Source organism: Mesorhizobium sp. NPDC059025 (genome assembly GCF_042739655.1).
Taxonomy (GTDB): domain Bacteria; phylum Pseudomonadota; class Alphaproteobacteria; order Rhizobiales; family Rhizobiaceae; genus Mesorhizobium.
Map to the genome: position 1 here is coordinate 124,106 of NZ_JBHYIM010000002.1, position 20,458 is coordinate 144,563.

Consider the following 20,458-nt stretch of genomic DNA (forward strand, 5'->3'; position numbering starts at 1 on the left):
GGGGCTGCGCCTGCGTGCGCGACGGTGGGGATCAGATCTTGACCAAGGCAGAGTGGATCAAGCGCATCGTGACAGATGCCGCGATTTATGCCGTTTGGGGCTTTGTCGTTTATTGGGCCGCCATCGAGGCTGCGAAAGCTCTCCACCTGTAATAGGGCCAAAGCCTGGTAGCTTAGAGCCCATTCAAGATTTGAGGCACGTAGATTTCGGCGAGCGCCTTGGCGCCGGCTGTCGTCAGATGCCCGTCACCGGTGTTGTAAGCGGCGATCAGATCATCCTTGAAGCCGGTGGACGGACGGACCTGCCCCATGGCGTCCCAGCACTTGAGCAAGGTCACGCCATTAAGGCCGGCCCAATCCGCGTATCTTTGGTTGAAGTCCCTGATTTTCGCGGCAACGGCATCAGTTGCATTGCCTGGCCCGCTATAGGGGATCATTTCGGAAAGAAAGACCGGAGTGCCGTCCGCGACACGCGCAAGACAAGAATACATGTCAGCCTGCACCTGTGCCCATGTGCGCCCGTTTACTATGTCGTTTACGCCGCAATAGAATAAATAGCTGCGCGGTTGTTCGGATGGAGCATTGTCCGCCAACATGGAGATTGAAAGCACATCGGCCCATGTGGACCCGCCACGCCCAAAGTTCTGATAATCAAAATTCGGGATTGCATTCATCACATGGTACATGATGTCGTTGTTTCGGTCCCCGGCCGGGCCGAGGTGTAAAAAGCTGTGATAGTTGGGATGGCCTTCGATAATGCTGTCCCCAACGGAGATCATGAGCGGCGAAGGCCCCGTTCCCCACATGGGCAAAACAAAGGGCGTATCTTCCGACCACACCGCGCCGGATATAGCGTCACCGGTCACAAACTGGACAATCGATCCGGCGGCGGCGCCGGTGTTGTCACCGGCAAGCCCCCAAGAAGTTGCGCCGACGCCGCCAGTCATGAAGATGCCAAGGGCATCCCCCATGCGGAATGGGCCAAGGGGGCTTGGCAAGACAAACGTTTTCAAAGCGTTCCCGGCACCAACCGCGATAAGCGCCGTTTCGGCAACAACGTCATAGCTGCTTCCATTTGGACGCAAAACTTTTAGCTTGAAGGAGTTCGAAGGGTCTCCGCCGTTGCTCTGTGTCGTAAAATTGACTTTGCGAATGAAACCGTCTTGGAAACTATGGTTGACCGCATTCTTCATGACGAAGGTGCGGCCAGCAGCAGTGGGGCCGCCCGATATGCCGGACGCGTATGGGCCGGGCCTATTGCTCCCGATCCAGTAGACCGACCGTCGCGCTGCGTCAGCCTTCAGGCGCGTGATCTTGCTGGTGTTCGCCGCTATGACTGTCACGTACTTTGTGAGGTCGATGCCTAGATTTAGGCGAGCGGCATCCGGTGTGGCCGCGCCCGTGCCCCCCGCTTTCACCGGCCGCGCGCTATTCGCCTCAGTTGCCAGGTCATCGAGTTGAGCATTGTAGGGCGCCGATTGAATAGGATCGTCGGCAGTGCCGTAAACGTTCGGCAATAGCTGATAGACGCCATTCACGCGGGGCATGGGCGGTTCTCCTGATCTGTTCGGGAATGGGTGCGCTTAACGGGCGCCAGGAAATCGGTTAGAAGGGGCCATGCAGATCGAGCACGACCCCAACGAGCAACGGCCGACCAACGCCATTTGGTGGGGTCTTTGGCTCATGGTCGCATTCTCGTGGGTTGGATATCTCTACTTCAACAGTCCCGACTGGTGGGCGATTGGCCTTGGTGGCTTCACCATGGGCACGCTGGCTACCTTCGCGATTGAGAAGACCGGCAACAAGTGGCCGTTCTCATAGTTTGCTGCCAACCGATGAGTTGAGCGCGTTCATAATCGTGGACGCCATCGCACGCCGCCCCGCCTTGTTCGTGATGCTCTGTGCGCCATTGGCGAGCATTTTTGCAGCAACTGCCGGATCCGTGATCATCAACGCCTGACCGACGCGTGAAAGTACGCTTGGCGGAAGTCCCTTGGCTTCATTCATTGCGCGCGTTGCTGCCGACAGGCCGGCGCCCATGACATCGCCACGGAACAGCTTTGCCATCACGCTCGGATCGAATTCGGCCATGTCTGCGGCATCGGCTATATTGTCGGCCGTTCGTGATCCGCCGGTTGCAGCGTTGCGCGTTTCGAACATCGTCTTTTCGCGGCCGAGACGATCCCAAAGTTGCCGACCTTTGCCAGGCGCGGCAAAGACCGGGAATTCTCTGCCGGTCGCATCCGAAATCAATGGGCGCGATTTGTCCACGCCAACCGCGGCACCTTCTGCCTGGGCAATAAGCGGATCGACATAACCAGCCCGGAACCCGACTTGTTCTTCGGGCACTCTCGAATTGAAGTCCGCTATCGTATCGGCAGACCGGCCACGCGTTGCGGCCACCTTTCCGGCCTCAACGGCGTCGATGCGCCGCGAAGCTGCGGCGAAGGCGTCGCGCGCCTGGGCATATGACGGGGATGCTTCGGCCAGGGCATTGTCGAGAACACGCTGAACTTGCTGGAGCGCATTTGCGCGATTGCCGGCATTTTGCCCAACCGCCTTTTCGATCATATCGTCCAGATCGAGCTTGGCGCGGAATACACCGTTGAAATCGGTCAGGTTGGACTTGCCGTCGCTCAACATGGAGCGGACGCGGGAAAGAGCCCCCTCGATGCTGTCATTGGCGATCTGGTTGTTCGGCCTCACCAGGCTATGAACACCGGGCTGCAACGTTTCGTCGATCTGTGCCAGGACGGGCGAGATATTCACCGCGCCGGCATCCTTGCGCGCCTGCCCGTAAAGCTGATTGGCTTCAGCTGCACGAGCTTCGGTCAGGCGGTTGACACGCGCCGCCGCCGTGTCAGGTGTATCGAAAGCCTCTTGCAGGGAATTCGTGATACGACGCCCCTGGCCGGCCTGGCGTGAATTCAGCGCCTCGACAACGGTTTGTCGGGCTTCGTTGGGATTACGGGCCACGGTCGAGAGCGCACGCTGTCCACTCAGGCCCAGCGCGTCGGCGACCGTGTAAACCGGCTGATCGTCGGCCTGTGCTGCCTCCAATGCCTTGACGATGGTCGCGGGGTTCGATCCGCTCTTTTCAACGGTGCGGCCAATGGCGTCGGCAGCATACTTTTCCGGTCGCAGTCGTGCGCCGATCAGATTTACTGCCGGGGACACCAACCCTTGGACGGCAGAAATAGCATAGGGGGCAGCGTAACCAAGAACGCCTCCCAGCGGGGCGCCGATAGCAGCACGCTTCGCGCGATCCTCTGCCCCCTCGCCACTGCCAAAGCCGGAAAGCAAGCCCATGATAGACCCGTCAAGTGCAGAACCTCCGGCGATAAGGCTGAGTGTGGCGCCAGGTCGCGTCGCGACATTTGCCGCCATCGATGCGCCGCCCTTGGCGAGTGAAACGCCACCAGTAGCCGCGCCGCCCAACATGCCGCTGTAGTAAGCTGCAGGGTGATCTTTCGCCGCGCGTCGGTCGGCCTCCCGCATGCGATCAAGATTGTAATCGTAGTCACCACCGAACAGTGTAGACGCGCCGGCCGTCGCCTCGTCCAGCATGTTGAAGCCAATGCCCTGGCCCATGCCGAGAGCAGCAGCATTCGCCGTGCCTTGCGGAATGTGAGGGTTGATCGGGCTGCGCAGATCTTCCATCTGGCCGGTGACCGGATTGCGCGTCATGCCTTCAGGCGGTTGGCCATATGTGCCGTCTGGATTGCGCGGATCTGGCGCCTGCTGCTGATCCGGAGCTTTCGGGGCTTCGACGGCCGGCAGGGACTTGGCGATTTCATCAACCGCCTTGTTCTGCTCTTCCAGTGAAAGGGACAGGAAAGCATCGTCGACCTTGATGCGCCTGCCTTGAATGTTGAGCGTTGGCATTATGGTTCAATGCTCCAGTTGAGACCGCCAGACGTTTTGCGACCGCCGCCGCTCTTTTGTGGTGGCACCGTTTCGGTGCTGACAGCGAAACGCGGGTCGATCTCGGCAGGGTCGATGCCAATTTTTTCAAGAGCTTTGACGGACGCGCCGGTCAGGAATTTCGGTGCATCGGCGCCCATCACATTGCGATAGCGCTGGCTGTAGGTTTCAGTTCGAGCCGCCAGCATGTGCATCGCTGAGGTGACGGCTGCTTTGAGTTGTTCCGGCGAGCTGCTGGTGCTGATAGCGTTCTGCCACTGCTCCACCTCCTCCTTGTTGAGAGCACCCACGCCCTTGAAAGCCTTTGCCAACTCGTCGGCAACGCCAAGGCGATAGGTTTCGAACGCCCTTACCGCAGGATCGCCTGTGCCGTGACCGAATGTGTTCTTGACCGTGTTCCAAGATGGATAATCGGTGTTGTTGAGCTTTTCCGCTTCTCCGACCATCCCGCCCATGTGCTGGATAGCCAGGTTGGTGGATGCCGCGAGCTTCGCCATTTCGCCGGTTGCGTAATCCTTCCGGGTTGCGGCTCGAGCTCCAGTCTGTGACATGTCCCAGGTGGGATCATACAGCGAAACAATCTTGGCCAGTTCCTGCCTTTCACCGCCCCGGAGAGAGGTGACTTTGCTGAGGTCTATGCGGCCGTCGGCAATGCCCTGCACTTGTGCGGCGAGCGACGGCGGCAACTGCTTCAGGAAATCATTCTGCGCGGATTGATCCGGCAAACCGGTGTCGTTCACCCCGATGGCTGGAAGCGTATCGAGGTTGATCGATGCGCCTCCCGTCTGTGCCGTTGCTGCCGGCGTGACGTTGATCACTTCGTTGTTTGGCCCGATCCGGACAAGCTGATTGCCGACGACTTTGAAATTGTCGCTGTTCTCGGTCTTTCGGTTCAGATTGTTGATCTGAGCCTGCCTCAGCGGATCTCGCGCATTCGCCTGTTCCTGATACTGCTGCTGGAAAAGCCAGTTGTTGCGTGCGGCCTGAGTTTCGCGGAGGTCGTTCTGCTGGTTCATTCTCTCGCTCAGCAGCATGTTTACGACCGCGCGCTGACCATCATTCAAGTTCGGATCTGCCGCCGCCCGGGCAAGCATCTCCAGCGTCGGACCTTGCGAGGCGTTGAATGCATCCACCGTGCCACCGGCAGAGGCTGGCAGGCGCGACAAGTCTGGCTGGCCAGCCTGAGCGACCTGCATTGGCGCATTGATTTGTTGTGGTGGGATCTGCTGCGGCCGCGGCGCGGCCAACTGCTGGGCTGCCATCTGCATCGGCATTGGAGCACCACCGCTCATCGGTCGTGGCGAAGTCATGCGACTAACAAATGCTTGATGGGCCGGATCGCTCGACATCGGGCCGGGCTGAAGCGGCACGGTGCGCGCCGTCGCCATGCCGATGGACGGGTCAAGACTGGCAACCTGCTGGCCATTTTGGCTGCCGTTAATCATGTCGCGCACCCATTGCGGAGTGTTCGCGTCCAAGCCTTCCTGCTCGCGCGCCTTACGCTCGGCCTCCATAGCAAGCACATCGCCAGGATTTATCGTTGAGCCGGGGCCGTTGTAGGCGACGGCGTCGGCTTGGCGGGGAGCGTTACGGAAGCGCTCAACATCAGCCTGCCCCATTTCCGCTGGGCGGGGCTGCTGGCCATTGGCAAACGCGTTCACTGCAGCAACGGCTGGCTGCTGATCTGTCCCCAACAGAGCAAGCGCATTCCGGCGGTGGCCGGCCATCTGCTGCTCAACCTTGTCGCGCACCGTTCCGGGCGCACCGCCGTTGTTGGCGTCAGATGCGTCGTATCGTCCAACGCGGCCGGCATTGATAGCGGAATACAGGTCCAGCATACCCATGCCTGGCTTGACCCCCGCGTCGCGCAGGTAGCCTGCCACGGCACCGTTTGGGCCTAGCTGAGAGTCAACCGCATTGCTCCAATCCACGCCGTACTTCTGCGCCTGCGGCTCTCCGAACTGGATCAGCCCGCGATGCTGCCCATATTGCGTGGTTGGGCCACGCTTTGTCGGGTTGAACGTTCCTGCCGTCTCGTAGGAAATGGCCGTGCCAAGGTCCACGGGGTCAATTCCCAGCGCCGATGCTGTGTCGCGGATGCCGTTGGCGATATTGCCCTTGTCCGCAAAATCAAACCGGCTCGGCAAGTTCGGATTTTCCGCCTTCTGCGTCGATTTCCCGAACAAGGCGTCGCTGACTTTCTGGGAGCCCGGTGCAGCCGGAAAGGAGCCTGGTCCGCCAAGCGATGCGACCACAGGATTGAATACCGCATCAGCGCCTTCCCTGTTGGCTTTGGCGCTGGCGTCAACGTTTCCCATCATGGCGCGATACATGAGCGCTTGACCAATGGCATTGAGGCCAGAGCCAACATCCTTCGGCGTTTCTCGATTGAGCAGCATGGCATTTGCCACAGCCCGCGCTTTCGACAGCTCTTCGGGGGTCTTGTATTCTTGGCCTTTGCCGAAGATGAACGATCGAACCATCAGTAGAGCCCTCCCTTGGTGAGCTTCGCGCCGAGTCCGAACAGCCCCGACAGCGGGCTTGCGCCAGGGGCCGCCGGAAAACTGCCGTTCTTGTTCTGCCGGTACATCAGCGCCTGCCCGATCGCCGAAAGGCCGCCGTCGAGCCCTTGCGGCATGTTCATGGCGAGCGCCATCTGTTGCGCGCGCTGTTCGTCAGGCGAAAGTGGCTGGCGTGGTTTGTTGCCGTCGAAAATGAAGCCGTTCACGATGCCGCCCCCAATCCGAGCAAACCGGGTAGCGCCTTGCCATAATCGACGTGCTTGACGCCTCCGATTTCAATCACCGCGTCAGGCCGCTTCTTTTCGACCTCTTGCGCCATCACACCGATATGCTTCGGCGCGTCGCCATCCTCGCCGCGATACCGGAATTCATAGATATTGGCGCCATCAATGCGACCCCGCTTCTTGATGTCTTTTTTGACCCTGCGGTCGGACGCCATGATGCCGGCAGCGCCAAGGCCAAACAGACCGCCTAGCAGGCTGTTTCGCTGGGCCATGCTCTGGTTGTAGGCGCCCATACGCTGATTGTAATTTTCATTGACCAACCCGGCATAATCCACTGTCGGAATGTTCGGCATGTTGGCGTTGACGAAATTCGGCTGCTGAACTTGGGTGTTCCCTAGAAGCGAGCTGATTTCGTTGATCGGCTGGGCTCGCCGCGCATAGGCTTCCTGCAAAGCCATTTGCCGCTGCTGGTTGGCAGCGTTGAACTGCGCGAGCTGGGCATTCATGCGCTGGTCCTGCAGTGCGTTGTTCTGCCCGGTCACGCTGTTCTGGTTCTGGAACATCTGCTGTCTGGCGGTGTTGCCGAATTCGCCCTGCGCACTGTTCTGCATGAACTGCTGCTGTTGCGCGGCGTTCTGGAAGCCGGCGCGCTGCGCGTCGAGATTGGCAAGCCGGCTCTGTTCCTGGCCGGATGCCAGCAGCACCGAGGTGCGCTGGTCATTCAGGCCCTGATTGAACTGGTTCATGGCCGTGTCATAGGCGGTCGAACCCAACCGAATGCCTTGATTGGCAAGCGAGGTTTCCAGCGAGGCACGCTGCCGGTCGATCTGCGGGTTGAGGCGCGAGAACATCGCGTCTTGGACTTGCTGGACGTTGCCGGCATAGCCGTCTTTCGGCCCATAGTCCCTCGTGATGCCCCCTGCGTCAGCAATCTGCGTCTGCATCTGCGGCCCGCCCTGGAATTGCTGATATTGGGGCGTCCCGATCTTCGACGCATCGCCGCCAGCCGGCAGATTGTTGAAGTCCATCGGCTTGTTGAGATAGTCGGAAAGAAACGCCGATTGCTGGTTGCCGATCTTGGCAAGGTTTCCCATCGCAGCCTGGGACTGGTCAAAGATGGCCTGTTGTGACGGACTGAGCGTCTGTGTCGCCGTATAGGTCGGCACATTGTAGACGGCGCCAGACGTTGGATCGGTGAAGTAATGATAGCCGTTCTGATTGTATGTCAGATTGCCGTACGGCGTCACTTGATTGACGTTGCCGAGTGCCGCGTTGGCCATCGCTGTAGAAACGTTCGTACCTGTCTGAGCAGCCGCCGTGACCTTGGGATCGGGCGGCGTCGGTGCTTTCGGCTTACCCATGGTTCGCAAGCTCCTTTTTGTGAAATCCGTTTGCCCGCCAGGCATCATCAGTCAGCGAGAACAGGCGGCCGTTCTCGTGTCGGCCATAGAGGCGCGCGATCGGCGTTACCTCGAACCCGTAAGCTTTGAGCAGGCGGGGAAGCCCTCGCCCGTTCCACTGTTCGTTGCGCTCCGAAACGCGCATCACGACCAACTGGCAGCCGATGCCGAGGAACGGATAGGCGAACATTTGCCAAAGCACAGGCTTGGTAAGCCACCGCTGCGTTGTCGACGCGCCCGAAAGTTCGATGACGCCGTGTTCCGGCTCCCAATTGTGGAACACCACACCGGCCGCCAATTGCTCCCCATCGAGAACACCAAGCGCGCGGCAGTTCTCAAAACCCCGCGCGCAGCCCGGAATATGCTCCGCGACCCATGCCGCGACGGCCTCGTCATACCCCCAAAATGGAAGCATCAGAGCAGCGGCGCCCCGTTTTCGAATGAAAGGTTGATGCTGACCAACTCAACGACAGGCCGGATTGTCTGTGATCCAGTCACCTGCAATTGCCACTGGACGGTCGAGCCGGTTTTGCCAATCGACGCCTTGACCGAGGATATTCCCGCCAACGCAAACCCAGTGTCCCACTTCGCAGTGTCCCACTTCCCTGTATCCCAAAATGCGTTTCCTGTGCCGCTATCGGCAGCAGCATCTGGAGGGGATGGAAGTTCGACCGCGCCGTCTGTTGACGCCGAAATAAGCGCATCGAAAGGCGTTGCCGCCTTGAACTTCGCCTGCGCAAGATGGACCGTTTTCCAAACCCCTTGCTGTCCCAGATGATCGGGGTTGGCAACGCACGTATAATAAATAGCTCGCCCATCATCGCTGCCACCGGCCTCGCCAATCATGACCTTGCCGTCGCGCGTCCCGAAATAGAGCGTCTTGTCGTGGTAAGCGAGACAGCGCGCATCCCAGCCGGTATAACTGCACCATGCGCCGGTCTCAGTGTTCATCACGTAACAAAGACCAGGTTGCGCGGCGGTGACACCGGGCAATGAAACGATTGCGTAGCCCAACTCCGGGTGCCTCACGATTTCCCATGGCTGGGTGCGCCTGGTCACAGCACCTTTGCGCCAATCCGGCGATATTGCCCGGCTCTTTGCATTTTGCTCCAGAATGGAAGCATCGCTGCTTACCGCTGCCGAAATAGGCAAAAGCCCCACTTCCGTTCCAATCAGCAGGTCCCCACCGGAACGCATAAAAGCGCGCGGACCAAGAGGCGCGGCAAGGTCATAGCGCCCAACCAATTGCCAGTTGTTGGGATCGCCCGGATTATTGCCTTCGTAGACAGCGACTTCACCTTGCGTCGTTACGAAAACGCATTTGTCGTCCAGGCCGTCTCCAGCATCCAGAGACCACGAAGCGCCGAACATCAGACGGCCGCCACGCTGGAACACACCGTTCAGATCGATCTTCGTCAAAGCACCCGCGACGGAACTAACAGGCAAGCAATAGGCAAGCATGCCTTGGCCAGTGAAGAACTGCCGGTTCTTGTAGACCCATACCGACGAAAGTTCGGCTGTCGAGGTAATGCCGGTGATGGCCAGCGGCGTTGATGTACCCGTTATCTTCTTCCACCCGCCTATAGGGTCATAGAGCAGAAGGGCATCGGCGCCGTTGACGGCCGTAAGGTATTCGCCGCCACTGGTGGTGAAATTGACGAACGAATAGTAGCCATTTGTCTGCCCACTAACGGCTGCAACCGGGATCGTTTCGGGGTCGGCAATAACGGAAATGTCGAAAATCGATGTAGCCGAAGCCGCAAAGAGCTTCTTCAGTGTCGCGTTGTAGGTGATGAAACTTACAGCCGGCGAAGCACCGTCTGTTACCTTGGCGTATTTCCGGCTGCCGCTGCGCTGAACGATACCTGTCGCCGTTGGACGCCAGTTTTCGAGCCGTTGCGCCGTCGCCACCGGCATCACGTCGAGATTTCCGGCGGTGAACCACCCGGCCATCGGAGACGACAGCGTGACCATATCCGAGCGCCGGGCACGCCCCGGCTTCGACAGACGGGCAAGGTATGCGCTCTTCATCAGCCGGAAACCTTGCCGGGCCAGACCGTGCGCCCACGCCAATTGACGGGCAAATTGCCCGAAAGGATCGGCTTGGACCCGCCGTCGCTGTCATATGCTTGATCGGCGGCAATTTCGTAGTCCGCCAGCTCTGCCGCGAAATCCTCTCCCTTCAGTTGCTTCCAGAGGTAGACAATCGCCAGCTTCAGCACATTCTCATCCAGGATGAATGTATCGGTATCTGCGCTGAAGGCCGTCTTGGGGTCGCCATTTGAGGCGCGCACGGCCTGACTGGAGACAAAGAAGAACTTGACCTTTTCGTCGGTCTGCATGATCGGCTGAACGTGGAATTTTTCGCCGTAGATTGTCCAGGCGCCATAGAGCGGACCAATGGTTGTGAACTCGAACGACAGCCAGTCGTCACTGTTCACGATGTGGGTCATGTCCCAACGGCATCGGGATGACCAGACGCTCGCTTTCTTCAGCATCCGCCGATAGCTGGACGGCAAAGTGAATGCTTCGGCCGTACCGTTCCCGGTCATTTCCGCAATCTTGCGCAACGCCTGCCAGTCGTAGGCGTCGGCAATCATCAACGCTGCCTGATTGGCGAGCATCTGCATTTCCTGCCACTTCCGTATCGTGCTGGAAGCAGCAGAATAGAAAGCGGTCGGCGCGCTGTCGCCAACCGCTACGCAGACGCTCTTGAGAACGTCGCTGATGGCCATCTTATGCGGCCTCTTCCAGAGCTGCGCGCAGCTTCGGAGCTGCCCAGCGCCTGTCATAATCTATGCCCTTGGCGTCGAGTTCGGCGCGGAGCCCTGCCACCTCATCATCGGCCGGCGTATCGCTGGACGGCTGCGTCACCGGCTTGGTGCGGTTGTCGAGCAGCTTTTCCAGTTCGGCCAGGCGGTCTTTCAGGTCTCCGATTTCCTCGTCTTTGCGCGCCTCGCGCTCGGCCGCTGCCGAAGTGTCGAGGTTGCCGAGGAATACGGCGGCCTGCTTGATCATCTCGCGCATGTTCGGCAGGGGAACCCGGCCGATCTGCGTTTCTGCCAGGTCGCGGATTTCCTCGACCGATTGCACGCCGACCTGACGCAGGAGTTTTACCTGCTCTTCGTTGAGCGCCGGCCAGGAGGTGAGCGGCGTTCCCGAGGTCGGCAATTCCTTGCCGGCCTTCCACGCTTCATAGGCTGGCCTGATCTGCTCCCAGCGCGCCGTTGCGTAGGCCAACTTGGTGCCGTCCATATCGTCACCGAACTTGTTCGGGTCCGGCTTCAGGTGCTTGACGCGTTCGACGTTGTGGGTTCCGAGCGGAGAATGGGCCGGGGCATAAGTCACCCAGTCGACTTCCTGCGGCTCGATGATGCGCTTTCCGGCATCGTTCAGCAGGAACCCGTGCGCGTCGGTCTTATCCTTCAGCGGGTCTTCGCCGCGCACCGGCAGCTTTTCGTATGTGGTCCTGAAACCGATCACACGGATATTCGGCGTTCCATTGTCTGCCATTGTCGTTGCTCCTTGGAAGGTGAGTGCGAAAAAGGGCAGGCCCAAAGGCCCGCCCTCTCAGTTTTCGGAAAGGATTTAGATTTTAGATCGCGGTCTTCTTGAACCAGGCACGGTCGCCTGAAACGAGCGCCGGGCTCGTATTCGTCCAGGCGCCGGCACCCGACGCCATGGTCATGGCCGGTTCGGTCAGAACCGCCGTTGCGGCGTTGGCGATGTTGCCGGTTGCCTGGGCAAGAATGTAGTCGTGGCCGTCATTGCCGGTCACGACCGTGCCAAGGAAGCCGCCTGCATCTTCACCGGTCTTGATCACCTCGCCGATGCGGAGGCCGATGATGGGAGTGACAGAGTAAGTCATGGTCGCGTCTCCTTACGCCGCGTCGAGCAGGACACCCTGCAGCGAACGGTTCGAACAGGCGACATTGCCCATCCAGTAGTACGGGATGACAACGGCGTCCTGGTTGACGGGTTTCTTCTCCTCATCCTGCGACCATTGAGCTTCCTTGTGCTGGAAGATGTAGAAATAGTCGGTGTTGAGGAACAGACCCTTCTCCGCATTGGTGGCGAAGTTGGTGTTGTCGTCGAAGATCACGTCGGCGGTCTTGTATTTGTAGGACAGGAAGCCGGTCTGGGCGAGGTCGGCGTCCTGATAGCGCTGGAACTGCTGCTGCGATGCTTCATACACCGAGAACAGGTCGTGGCTGAACGTGATCAGGTCGGGCGTGTCGGTGCCGCGCGTCAGCGCCATCCAGAGGCGGTTCATTTCACCGAGGATCGTGTCCTTGGTGTAGGCGTCCGTGCCGGGGATCTCGCGGAACTTGTTGCGCCAGAACGGCCACAGTGCCGAATCGATGCCGCCGACCGTGCCCTGGCCGTTCGACTGGATGATGTTGGCAAGGCCGCCGATCTGGTTGGACAGCGAACCGTCGGAATAGAGGTCGATCGAGAAGTTGTTCGCTGCGGTGTGCAGCGCATTTTTCTTTTTGGTCTTGACCAAATTAATCATGGCCGACTTGCCGGAGTTCTGGCGAAGCTCGCGACCGCTCGACACGACATGCAGCGCGATCTGCGCCCAATCGTACTTTGCGGAGGTCACCACGTCAGAAGCGTTGGTGTTCAACGTCTCATAGCCGCCGTAGCGCTGATAGGTGCCATTCTCGCCGTATTCGAGCGGCACCTGAATTTCCGTGCCGCCGTCGAGGTTGCGAATGTTGCCCTTCTTCTTCAGTCGGGCGAGCAAGGCATTGTTCTTGCTCACGTTGTCCGCGACTTCCGTCGCGGCGTTCCGCAGGGTGGTCGAAACCATCTGCGTGAACACGGTAGAGGGACCAGCCATCGGGTCTAACTCCTGTTCTGTGCTTCGTCATAAGCCTGTCCCAACAGCTCATCTTCGGTGAACTGCCGGTTTTGGCCGGTTGCTGTGGAAGTCACGTTGACGGAAGCCGCGCGCTTCGCATCGGCCGTCTTTTTCGGGTCTTCGGCGGCGGCCTTTTTTGCGGCGGCTGCTTTGGTCCTCAAGTCGGGGTCTGCGTTGACGGCCATGTCGTAGGCCAGGTCAAACACGGCTTCATTCGAAGCGGCGTCGCCAAGCCTGTTACGTGCCTTGAAGATTGCATGCACCATGTCGTCTTCCGCGATTTCGGCATAAAGCGGCTTGTCCTTGGCCAAGCGGCTGATTTCCTCGTTCGCGGCGCGCTGTGTGGCGTCATGTTCCGAGCTTTCCCTGACAATCCGGGTAACATCCGCTTCGGTAAGCGTCTGTCGCTGACGATCGGCAGGAATGGCGATTTGACCGGCGAGCGCCGCCGCGAGATGGTCGCGGGCGCCGTAGCGGTCGGCAATATCGATCAGCGCGGCAATTGGATTTTCGTCCAGCCGCCGCTGTGCCTGGAAAAGGAAGTCAACGGCATCGGCCATGGTTGGTGCCGAGCCATCGGGCTTGGTCTTGCCTGCCAGCAGATCGGCGTTGCGTTCGAAAATCTCTGTGTATGCCTTGAAACCGCCGATTTGGCGGCCCTGCTCCGACATGCGGGTGTGCAACTCGGTTTCGCGGGCCGCGATCTTGGCTTGCACGTCTGCCGGGATTTTCACCCAATCGGCATCCATGCCGCCCCAGTTGGCCGGGAGAGGCACAGCCTGGGCAGCGGGCGAGGAAACCGCCGCTTGTGCCTGTGCCTCTCCCGTTTCCTCACCTTCCTGGGAGGAACCATCAGGCGCCTGTGCGCCGTTCGCATTGGTGAATTTGCCAGCCTCGTCGCGGCCCGCGCCATTGTCGCGCTGGTGCTGATCCCATACCGCGCCAAGGCTAGCGTCATCTGTCACGGTCTCAACGCTAGCCGTAACGGCGGCGGCATCTGGCGCGGGTGCAGTCTCCATAAGATTTGTCATCGATATTCCTCGCTCACAGTAAGGCCGCGCTTGGCGGCAAAAGCCTTGTTCCTGATCTTCCCGCCGGTGGGCGACGGCATGTCGCCTGCCTCGACACAGTTGTTGCGCTTCATGTCTTCCCGTCGCTCGTGGCGCGTGGTGATCATCCGGCCCGTCACCGGGCTCGCATATTCCGGCATGGGCTTGGTGATGTTCGGCACAGTCAGCGGGCCGGCCGGAACGTCCATAGGCGTGCCGGTACGGCGGTCACGGAAATGACCGTCGCGGAAGACGTAACGAACCATGTTGGAAGTCCTGATTATCCGGCCATGCCGAACTGCTGCATGTTCAACTGCCGTTGCACCAGGGCGAGTTGACCAGTCTTGATTTGCAGTTCCGCATTCTTGATCTGAAGATCGAGCGCCGCGTTTTGCTGCTTAATCTCGCGATCGGTCTTGGCGTTCTCGATCTTGATTTGCTGGTCGACCTTGGCGTTTTCCGCCTTTGCCTTCTGGTCCGCCGCCGCTTGCTCGGCTTGTGGGTTCGGCTGCGGCTGGCCGGCCTTGGCCTTTGCCATCTTCACCAATTCGTCCAGCACGTCCTCAACCGTCTTGCCGAGATTGAACAGCCGGGTAAACGAGCCGAAGATTTCCACGGCCAATTCCATCGGCAAGGCGCCCTGCTGCACCATCGGGCCGACAGCACCGAAATATGCCGCCGACGCCTGCATGAACTCGGTGGCTTCCTGTTTCTTGCTGGTCACGTCCGCTCGTATCGTGCTGTCGCTCTCGACATCGATCCGGTAGTACGTCGCCACCTTTTCCCGCATAAGCGCCTGAAGCTGCATGAGGTGCTGAAGCTTCGCCTGCCGTGCCTGTTCGGCTTGCTGCGCTTCCTGCATAGCCGCCTGCTGTGCCTGGGCGGCCTGTTCAGGCGGCAATCCCTGGGGGACGGGCTTCGGCATGACTGGCGTCTGTTCCTGCGCTGCCGGCAGCAACTGAACATCAGTCATCTTCTGCAACGTCTCTAGCGAGAACTTCGCCGGGATCACTTCGGACATCATGACAAACAGGTCACGCGATGCCCGCTCGATCATGCGTTGCATCTTCTGGATACGCAGCGAACCCCACTGGCTCTTGATCTGCTGCGCACCATAGGTCTCGGCAGCGTTCGAAGCACCGCGAACGATGTCCGAAATGCCGGTGATTTCGTAGATGGCTTGTTTCGTCTGGTCGCGCAGACCGTAGAGCTGCGCCAACACTACAATTAGCTTTTCGACTGGCCAGAACAGCACCGCGCTTTGCAGGCCGCCGTTCTTTGCCCACACCTCTGCGTCCGCGATCGGAACGAATTCGTTGTCGTCGGCTTCAAGAACGGCCTGGACGTCGGTCGGGCTGACACCATACCAGCCCTTTACCTTCAATTGCTTGGTGATGACGCGAATGCGCTTCGTCGTCGAGTCCAGCTCGTCCGCAAGTTTGCGATAGATCGCGAACGGGTTGACCGGTTCTAGATCCCCATTGACCTCGACGGGCTGGACCGGGGTTGCGATCGGATAAAACTGCGACAGGCCAAGAGGATCACTGACCTGTTTCAGCACCTTGCCGTCGCCGGCAGCGATGAACATCACCTTGCGGCTCTTGCGCTCCCAAACTTCCCAAACCTCATGATCGGCGCCGGCATCCGCCGCTTCGTCATTGTCGTCGGCCTGGCTGGCCACAAGTTCCGCGTCCGCGAAGTCGTCATAGTCGCCGCATGCGATCGTATGGCGATAGGCTTCCCATGGGCGTTGACCCCAACGTTTGGCGCGACCATGGCGATAATCCCGCCAGCTTATCGCCTCGAACGTGATCCGCTCGTTTACTGCCCGTTCTGGCGTTGCCGGCTGCTTGTCAACCTCGCCGCCGTCCTTCAGCTTGGCAAGTTCGTCGTCGGTGGTCTCACCCCCGCCTTCGAAGTCGGACATGAAGCGCAACCGCACAATGCCACGCCCCGCAAGGAAGCCGTCTTGTGCCATGGCTTCAAGCTCGGTCTGCAACCGGCTGTCATCGATCTGGACAGAGATTGCCCTTTCCAAGAGTTGCGCCAGGTCGCGAGCGACAGGATCGTCATTGCCGAAGCGGCGGCGAATGTCCGGCGCTGGCGCCGAGTTGATCACCGCCGGCACGATGGTTTCGACATTCGAAAACAGAATGTTGAAATCGAAAGGCGCGGTATCGCCATCACCACCCGCCTTCTGGGCCGACTTGCCGCGATAGATCGCTGTCGCCACGGCAGCATCGTCGAGAAAGGTCTTTTCGGCCTTCTCGGAATCCTTGATCCGCTCAAGCCACTTCTTGCCGGTTTCGCGCAGTGCCGCGCCGGCCTTTGTGCCCTGTCCAGTGTTCTTAGCCATTCATCGCGCGCTTTCTTCGCTTGGCCATAGCTTCGACAGCCTCGCGCACGCCAATGTCTGCGCGCACCACGCCGTCTTTGCTGACTTCATAGGTCGGACCCTGCGGCTTCTTCGGCGCCACGTAGACCGGCGCCACATCGCGCCAGGCCAAGCCGAGATACCGGAACGATGATCCGATGTGTTCCGCCCAATCCTTGAACGGGCTTTCCTTGAAGCACTTGCGGTCATCGTCCCATTCGCGGCGGTAGGACTTCAGCCCGTCTATTCCATGCTGCATGCGCTGGCCGCGTTCGTCGGGGCCCTGGTGCAGTTCGGCAAGCTTGATCGTCTCGCGGCCCGCGTTGATGCCATCGGCAACACTGGCCATCGTGACAACCTTTGGCTTGCGGCCATGAGCCTTGAGCGTTTCGACACGCGTCCGCTTGTCACCCCAGTTTTTGACAACCGCGTCATGCGGAACGTAGTCCGTGCCGTGGTAGCCGCGATCGTCCAGCCATTTGCACCAGTCCGCCAGGTCGTCGCTTTCCGGGCGGTAGAAATCGACAATCCGGGGCCTGCCCTTGATGACCTGAAAGCACCAGATCGGATTGTTTGCGGCCTTGCCCAAGTCCCATGCGGTATGGACGGGCTGCAGCCAGTCGATCGGCACGACGCCTATCCTGCCCTCAACATCAGCCGCGGCGACTTCCGCGCCCCAATATGCACCGACCATTGCGCCAGCGAAGGAGCAGAAGAACTCCTGCTCCACCAGCAAATCAGCTACAGCCTTGCCGAATAGGGCCTCATACTCTGCACGCTGCGCCTCAATTGCAGCGTCTGATATCGCCCCGGTATCCCGCGCCGTCAAAACCTGCGTGAACCAAGCCGGATCGTGTTTGAAGCGATCGAGCATGGATTTCAGATGGTTGTTGCCGCGAGGCGTCGAAATGAACGAAGCCCAGCCGCCGTTTTCGGCCAGGATCGGCGCGAGATATGCCCACGCCATTGGATTGGCCAGAGCCCACTCGGAAGCCGTCAGGCCGATAGGTGGCGTTCCGATCAAGGCATTGAAGTTGTCCGACCCGACCACCTGCCAGGTAGACCCGTTCTTGAATCGAATGAACATATCGGTTTCGCGGGTGCTCGCCCTGAGAGCGTGCGGGAACGCTTCGTCTATGCGACGCTTGCCAGTGTGCGGGTTAACCGCGTCCCATATCGCCTTTCGGGCCTGCGCATACTCGGGCAGCATATGCCAGTAGGTGCCTACGCGATTGAATGCACCGACAGAGTGCATACGCAAATTGATATCGTCTTTGCCTGCCCGGCGATGCCAGACGAGCAGTTGCCGATTGCATCCGTTTAGCCATGACTGCCACGCCGGCTCTTGATAGGCGCGTGGCTCCCAGTCATGCGGAAGATCGAGTTTGGGCACGCTGAACAACGTTGATTTGGAGCGGGCCACCCTCGTCACCCGTCAAGGCAACCTTTTCCCCGTACTTCTTCGGGTTCAGCTTGGATGCAGCCCACTTGCGAGCGTCAACGCGCAGCCTGGAGCGTGCGATAACGTCATGGTCGGTTCGAGCGTTGCCTTCGTCGTCTTTGTACGTGTCGTTGCGGCCATCGTCGGCAATGTCCACCACGTCTTCGAAAAACGTGTCTGCTTGAGCTTCGCGGGCGCGGGCGTATTGGTCTCGGAACGCCTCATGCGCAGCGAGCCAGCGAAACACTGTGGCCTTGGCGGGCATGTCGTCGTCAAGGCAGATCGAGCGAAGGCTTTCGCCGTCCGCAATCCTCTCGCAAATCAGGCCTACCAGCGCGGGACTGTAGTCTGTCGGCCGGCCTGAGTTAGCCATTGGGTGCCGCCTTGCTTCCACGAGCCATGTTTGATTTCCTGAAGCGGGTTATCGGGAGGGGAGCTACAATGACCAGTGGCACACTACAGATCGGCCATTTATAGGCCGCGAGCGCTTATTTATTGCAGTGATGCTGCCACTGGCATCCTGCGCGACTGGTTGTCGCGCCGCGCCATGTGTGATTTCCTACACATGGGTTCCATGGGAGGGATACATGGCAGACGAGATTAAACCAGGCAGTGTCGTTCAATTGAAATCTGGGGGACCGAAAATGACCGTTAGTTGGGCTGAGGATAACTATGGGGTGTTATCAGCGGCTTGCGACTGGTTTATCCAAGACAAGACTCCTTGGAAGAAGGAAAGCGCCGTCTTCCCAATTACGTCGCTCAAACTCCTTGAGCCTTAAGCCGCCTGCTTTTGGCGTCGCTTGGCCAGCCGAGCAGTGACAGCAGCAGCAAGCTTTTTTAGCCTCATCCTCAGATCGTTCCAGCGTTGCCTTACGCAGCCGCTCCGCTTCCTCGCGGCGCTGCTTGTCGACCTGCGGCATGTGTGGTTTCCTAATGCCAGGTGATACTTGGGAGGTGTCCATGGACTGGAGCAACGACAACTGTCCGGTATGCCGGCAAGCCGCGCGTGAAGCGTTGCCGCGCATCGGGGATTTCGCAGAGATTATTTGCGAAGAATGCGGCCGATACCGGATTTCTGGCTCCAGCCTTGAGGCAATGCGCCACGAGGACAATTTGGATTCGCGAAGAGCCGCACTTACCACTGCAATCGCATCCGCAGGAAGAGACATCCCATTCATAGTGGGGTTTGGCGGCTGAATTGTTCGTTACCTCTCTTCTGCCGTCTACCTGAGCATCTTCCCCCTATAGCCCCGCATCTACGCTCGGAGGATTACATATGATGTGGCTAACCCTCACCCAGCATGATGGGCAAATGATCGCGATCAACTTCGACAACGTGAAGCTACTTCTCCCGACCGAAGAGGGTACAGACATCTCTTTCACCGACGGAACAGGCTCCTATGTGAGGGAGACGTTTCGCGACGTCACAAAGCGCCTCGAAAATCTGCGAAATTTTGCCCGCGGTGCATAGAAATTCGATGACCGATGACTCCCCGTCAGTTTCTTGAAACCGTTTGCAAGCCCAACGTCAAAGCTTTGGCCGCGGCCCACGATGATTTTCGGCTCGCTGTGAACGCCATCCTTTCTTTGGACGCCGTAGTTGGAGTTCTTCACGCCAGACTCAAGAAGGCTGGTGCTCGTGTCGAAGATGAGGACCGTGACTTCCGCAATGTGGCTGCAACTGCCATTCCCAAGTATGAGCTTCTCAGAGACGCTGCATTTTCTTTGAAGCACGGCACCCTAAAAGGAAGAGCGCGTCTTGTTTCCAATCATCAGCAGGTAGTGCTGGCTGGCGTCCCCTTTGGGGCATTCGCCTTTGGTCAAGATACTTTCGGGGGAAAAACCATCTTCATCGAAAAGAACGATGGGACCAGTGAGAGAGTTGCTGACGTCGCGACGATCGTACTGCGGGAGCTCGAACTACATTTCGCAAGCTACGGAGAATAGCTGCGCACTGAAGCGTCGCCACTCATGCAGTTTCCACAGTCTGGAGAACCACGAGCAAGCCGGGGCTTCCCCAGTCGCTTGCAAATAACCTTCTGTGAATTTAGTCCTAGGAACGAATCCCTGTCAAGCTGCCAGTTTCCCGTCGGGTGGCGCAGCGGTCATTGTCCCCCGGATATCCAAATCGTCGACCAGCTTCTGAAGATCAGGGTTCTTTTTCGCTGCCTTGCGAAGGCTGTGGCGAGCCTTGCGGAGCTGATCATCAAACGCTGCCTCTGCTGCCCCCTCGGCCGATCTGATCTTCAACATGTCGACAAAGTCGACTACCAGCGGTTTCCCCTCCCCGTTGGTAACTGCACCAACTACACCAGGCGTTTCGAGCAACTTGCTCCAGTTCTGTGGATCTCGAACAAAGATGTACCCGACCATTAACGCGAACCGTCTCGTCTTCCAGAGGTAGGGCTTGAGCCTGTCGCGCTGCAGGCGCTTTTCGGCGGGCATGTAGTAGGTAAACCCCGACCGCGATAGCGCTAGTTCCACAGCGGAATAGTTCGGGTTGAGGCTTGGGACGATCCGATACCCCTTCCCTCGCGGCCTGCCGTCTTTGTCTAGCGACGTCGTTTCGACTGCGTATTCCCTTTGAGGCTTTTGCGAGCCTGGGACTGTACGAATTGCGTACCAGTTCATGCTCGCACCTTCAGCATTTGCAGGAGT

22 protein-coding genes are annotated in these 20,458 nt (G+C 59.2%); 4 read left to right on the forward strand and 18 right to left on the reverse strand.

Translation table 11 applies throughout. The features are described 5' to 3' along the window. Positions 1-172: 172 nt before the first annotated feature. Positions 173-1,546, reverse strand: a complete 1,374-nt coding sequence (locus ACFWYE_RS04705; protein ID WP_379109905.1) for an SGNH/GDSL hydrolase family protein — start codon at positions 1,544-1,546, stop codon at positions 173-175. A 70-nt stretch (positions 1,547-1,616) separates the two neighbouring features. On the opposite strand from ACFWYE_RS04705, the gene ACFWYE_RS04710 reads away from it, so the two are divergent. After that, positions 1,617-1,820, forward strand: coding sequence for a hypothetical protein (locus ACFWYE_RS04710; protein WP_379109906.1), 204 nt, complete (start codon positions 1,617-1,619; stop codon positions 1,818-1,820). On the opposite strand, the gene ACFWYE_RS04715 is transcribed toward ACFWYE_RS04710, so the two are convergent. From ACFWYE_RS04715 to ACFWYE_RS04785, 15 genes are all read right to left on the reverse strand, one after another. Continuing rightward, positions 1,815-3,659 carry a hypothetical protein gene (locus ACFWYE_RS04715; RefSeq protein ID WP_379109908.1) on the reverse strand — a complete coding sequence of 615 codons (1,845 nt, stop codon included), beginning with the start codon at positions 3,657-3,659 and terminating at the stop codon, positions 1,815-1,817. The genes ACFWYE_RS04710 and ACFWYE_RS04715 overlap by 6 nt on opposite strands. A gap of 224 nt (positions 3,660-3,883) precedes the next feature. Further along, on the reverse strand, positions 3,884-6,406 hold the full coding sequence (locus ACFWYE_RS04720) for a hypothetical protein (RefSeq protein ID WP_379109910.1): 2,523 nt from the start codon (positions 6,404-6,406) through the stop codon (positions 3,884-3,886). Then, complete coding sequence (locus ACFWYE_RS04725) at positions 6,406-6,651, reverse strand: hypothetical protein (RefSeq protein ID WP_379109912.1); 246 nt, start codon at positions 6,649-6,651, stop codon at positions 6,406-6,408. Before ACFWYE_RS04725 ends, ACFWYE_RS04720 begins: the two co-directional genes overlap by 1 nt. Beyond that, on the reverse strand, positions 6,648-8,078 hold the full coding sequence (locus tag ACFWYE_RS04730; protein WP_379109914.1) for a tail fiber domain-containing protein: 1,431 nt from the start codon (positions 8,076-8,078) through the stop codon (positions 6,648-6,650). Before ACFWYE_RS04730 ends, ACFWYE_RS04725 begins: the two co-directional genes overlap by 4 nt. After that, on the reverse strand, positions 8,023-8,484 hold the full coding sequence (locus tag ACFWYE_RS04735; protein WP_379109916.1) for an N-acetyltransferase: 462 nt from the start codon (positions 8,482-8,484) through the stop codon (positions 8,023-8,025). Before ACFWYE_RS04735 ends, ACFWYE_RS04730 begins: the two co-directional genes overlap by 56 nt. Continuing rightward, a complete protein-coding gene (locus tag ACFWYE_RS04740; protein ID WP_379109917.1) occupies positions 8,484-10,100 on the reverse strand; it encodes a hypothetical protein in 1,617 nt (538 codons plus the stop codon). The genes ACFWYE_RS04735 and ACFWYE_RS04740 overlap by 1 nt, the downstream gene beginning before the upstream one ends. After that, complete coding sequence (locus ACFWYE_RS04745; RefSeq protein ID WP_379109918.1) at positions 10,100-10,804, reverse strand: hypothetical protein; 705 nt, start codon at positions 10,802-10,804, stop codon at positions 10,100-10,102. Before ACFWYE_RS04745 ends, ACFWYE_RS04740 begins: the two co-directional genes overlap by 1 nt. Before the next feature lies 1 nt (position 10,805). Further along, positions 10,806-11,582: a hypothetical protein gene (locus tag ACFWYE_RS04750; protein WP_379109919.1), complete on the reverse strand. Its 777-nt coding sequence runs from the start codon at positions 11,580-11,582 to the stop codon at positions 10,806-10,808. Positions 11,583-11,664: 82 nt separating this feature from the next. Continuing rightward, positions 11,665-11,937: a hypothetical protein gene (locus ACFWYE_RS04755; protein ID WP_379109921.1), complete on the reverse strand. Its 273-nt coding sequence runs from the start codon at positions 11,935-11,937 to the stop codon at positions 11,665-11,667. Positions 11,938-11,949: 12 nt separating this feature from the next. Further along, positions 11,950-12,915: a phage major capsid protein gene (locus ACFWYE_RS04760; protein WP_379109923.1), complete on the reverse strand. Its 966-nt coding sequence runs from the start codon at positions 12,913-12,915 to the stop codon at positions 11,950-11,952. A gap of 5 nt (positions 12,916-12,920) precedes the next feature. Beyond that, positions 12,921-13,685, reverse strand: a complete 765-nt coding sequence (locus tag ACFWYE_RS04765; RefSeq protein WP_379109925.1) for a hypothetical protein — start codon at positions 13,683-13,685, stop codon at positions 12,921-12,923. A 278-nt stretch (positions 13,686-13,963) separates the two neighbouring features. Further along, positions 13,964-14,251: a hypothetical protein gene (locus ACFWYE_RS04770; RefSeq protein ID WP_379109926.1), complete on the reverse strand. Its 288-nt coding sequence runs from the start codon at positions 14,249-14,251 to the stop codon at positions 13,964-13,966. A 14-nt stretch (positions 14,252-14,265) separates the two neighbouring features. Then, positions 14,266-16,113 carry a hypothetical protein gene (locus ACFWYE_RS04775; protein WP_379109928.1) on the reverse strand — a complete coding sequence of 616 codons (1,848 nt, stop codon included), beginning with the start codon at positions 16,111-16,113 and terminating at the stop codon, positions 14,266-14,268. A gap of 220 nt (positions 16,114-16,333) precedes the next feature. After that, positions 16,334-17,782, reverse strand: coding sequence for a hypothetical protein (locus ACFWYE_RS04780; protein ID WP_379109930.1), 1,449 nt, complete (start codon positions 17,780-17,782; stop codon positions 16,334-16,336). Next, positions 17,727-18,173: a terminase small subunit protein gene (locus tag ACFWYE_RS04785; RefSeq protein ID WP_379109932.1), complete on the reverse strand. Its 447-nt coding sequence runs from the start codon at positions 18,171-18,173 to the stop codon at positions 17,727-17,729. The genes ACFWYE_RS04780 and ACFWYE_RS04785 overlap by 56 nt, the downstream gene beginning before the upstream one ends. Positions 18,174-18,303: 130 nt before the next feature. Here ACFWYE_RS04785 and ACFWYE_RS04790 point away from each other — a divergent pair, with 130 nt between their 5' ends. Continuing rightward, complete coding sequence (locus tag ACFWYE_RS04790) at positions 18,304-18,579, forward strand: DUF2158 domain-containing protein (protein ID WP_379109933.1); 276 nt, start codon at positions 18,304-18,306, stop codon at positions 18,577-18,579. On the opposite strand, the gene ACFWYE_RS04795 is transcribed toward ACFWYE_RS04790, so the two are convergent. After that, a complete protein-coding gene (locus ACFWYE_RS04795; RefSeq protein WP_379110650.1) occupies positions 18,484-18,720 on the reverse strand; it encodes a hypothetical protein in 237 nt (78 codons plus the stop codon). The two genes, ACFWYE_RS04790 and ACFWYE_RS04795, sit on opposite strands and share 96 nt — an antisense overlap. Before the next feature lie 356 nt (positions 18,721-19,076). Between ACFWYE_RS04795 and ACFWYE_RS04800 the strand changes: the two genes are divergently transcribed. Both ACFWYE_RS04800 and ACFWYE_RS04805 read left to right on the forward strand, forming a co-directional pair. After that, on the forward strand, positions 19,077-19,271 hold the full coding sequence (locus ACFWYE_RS04800) for a hypothetical protein (protein ID WP_379109935.1): 195 nt from the start codon (positions 19,077-19,079) through the stop codon (positions 19,269-19,271). A gap of 14 nt (positions 19,272-19,285) precedes the next feature. Further along, positions 19,286-19,747 (forward strand): hypothetical protein, encoded by a 462-nt coding sequence (locus ACFWYE_RS04805; protein ID WP_379109936.1) that lies wholly within the window; start codon positions 19,286-19,288, stop codon positions 19,745-19,747. Positions 19,748-19,870: 123 nt separating this feature from the next. Here the strand turns inward: ACFWYE_RS04805 and ACFWYE_RS04810 are convergent, their stop codons facing one another. Continuing rightward, positions 19,871-20,431, reverse strand: coding sequence for a transcription termination/antitermination NusG family protein (locus ACFWYE_RS04810; RefSeq protein ID WP_379109938.1), 561 nt, complete (start codon positions 20,429-20,431; stop codon positions 19,871-19,873). Positions 20,432-20,458: the final 27 nt, after the last annotated feature.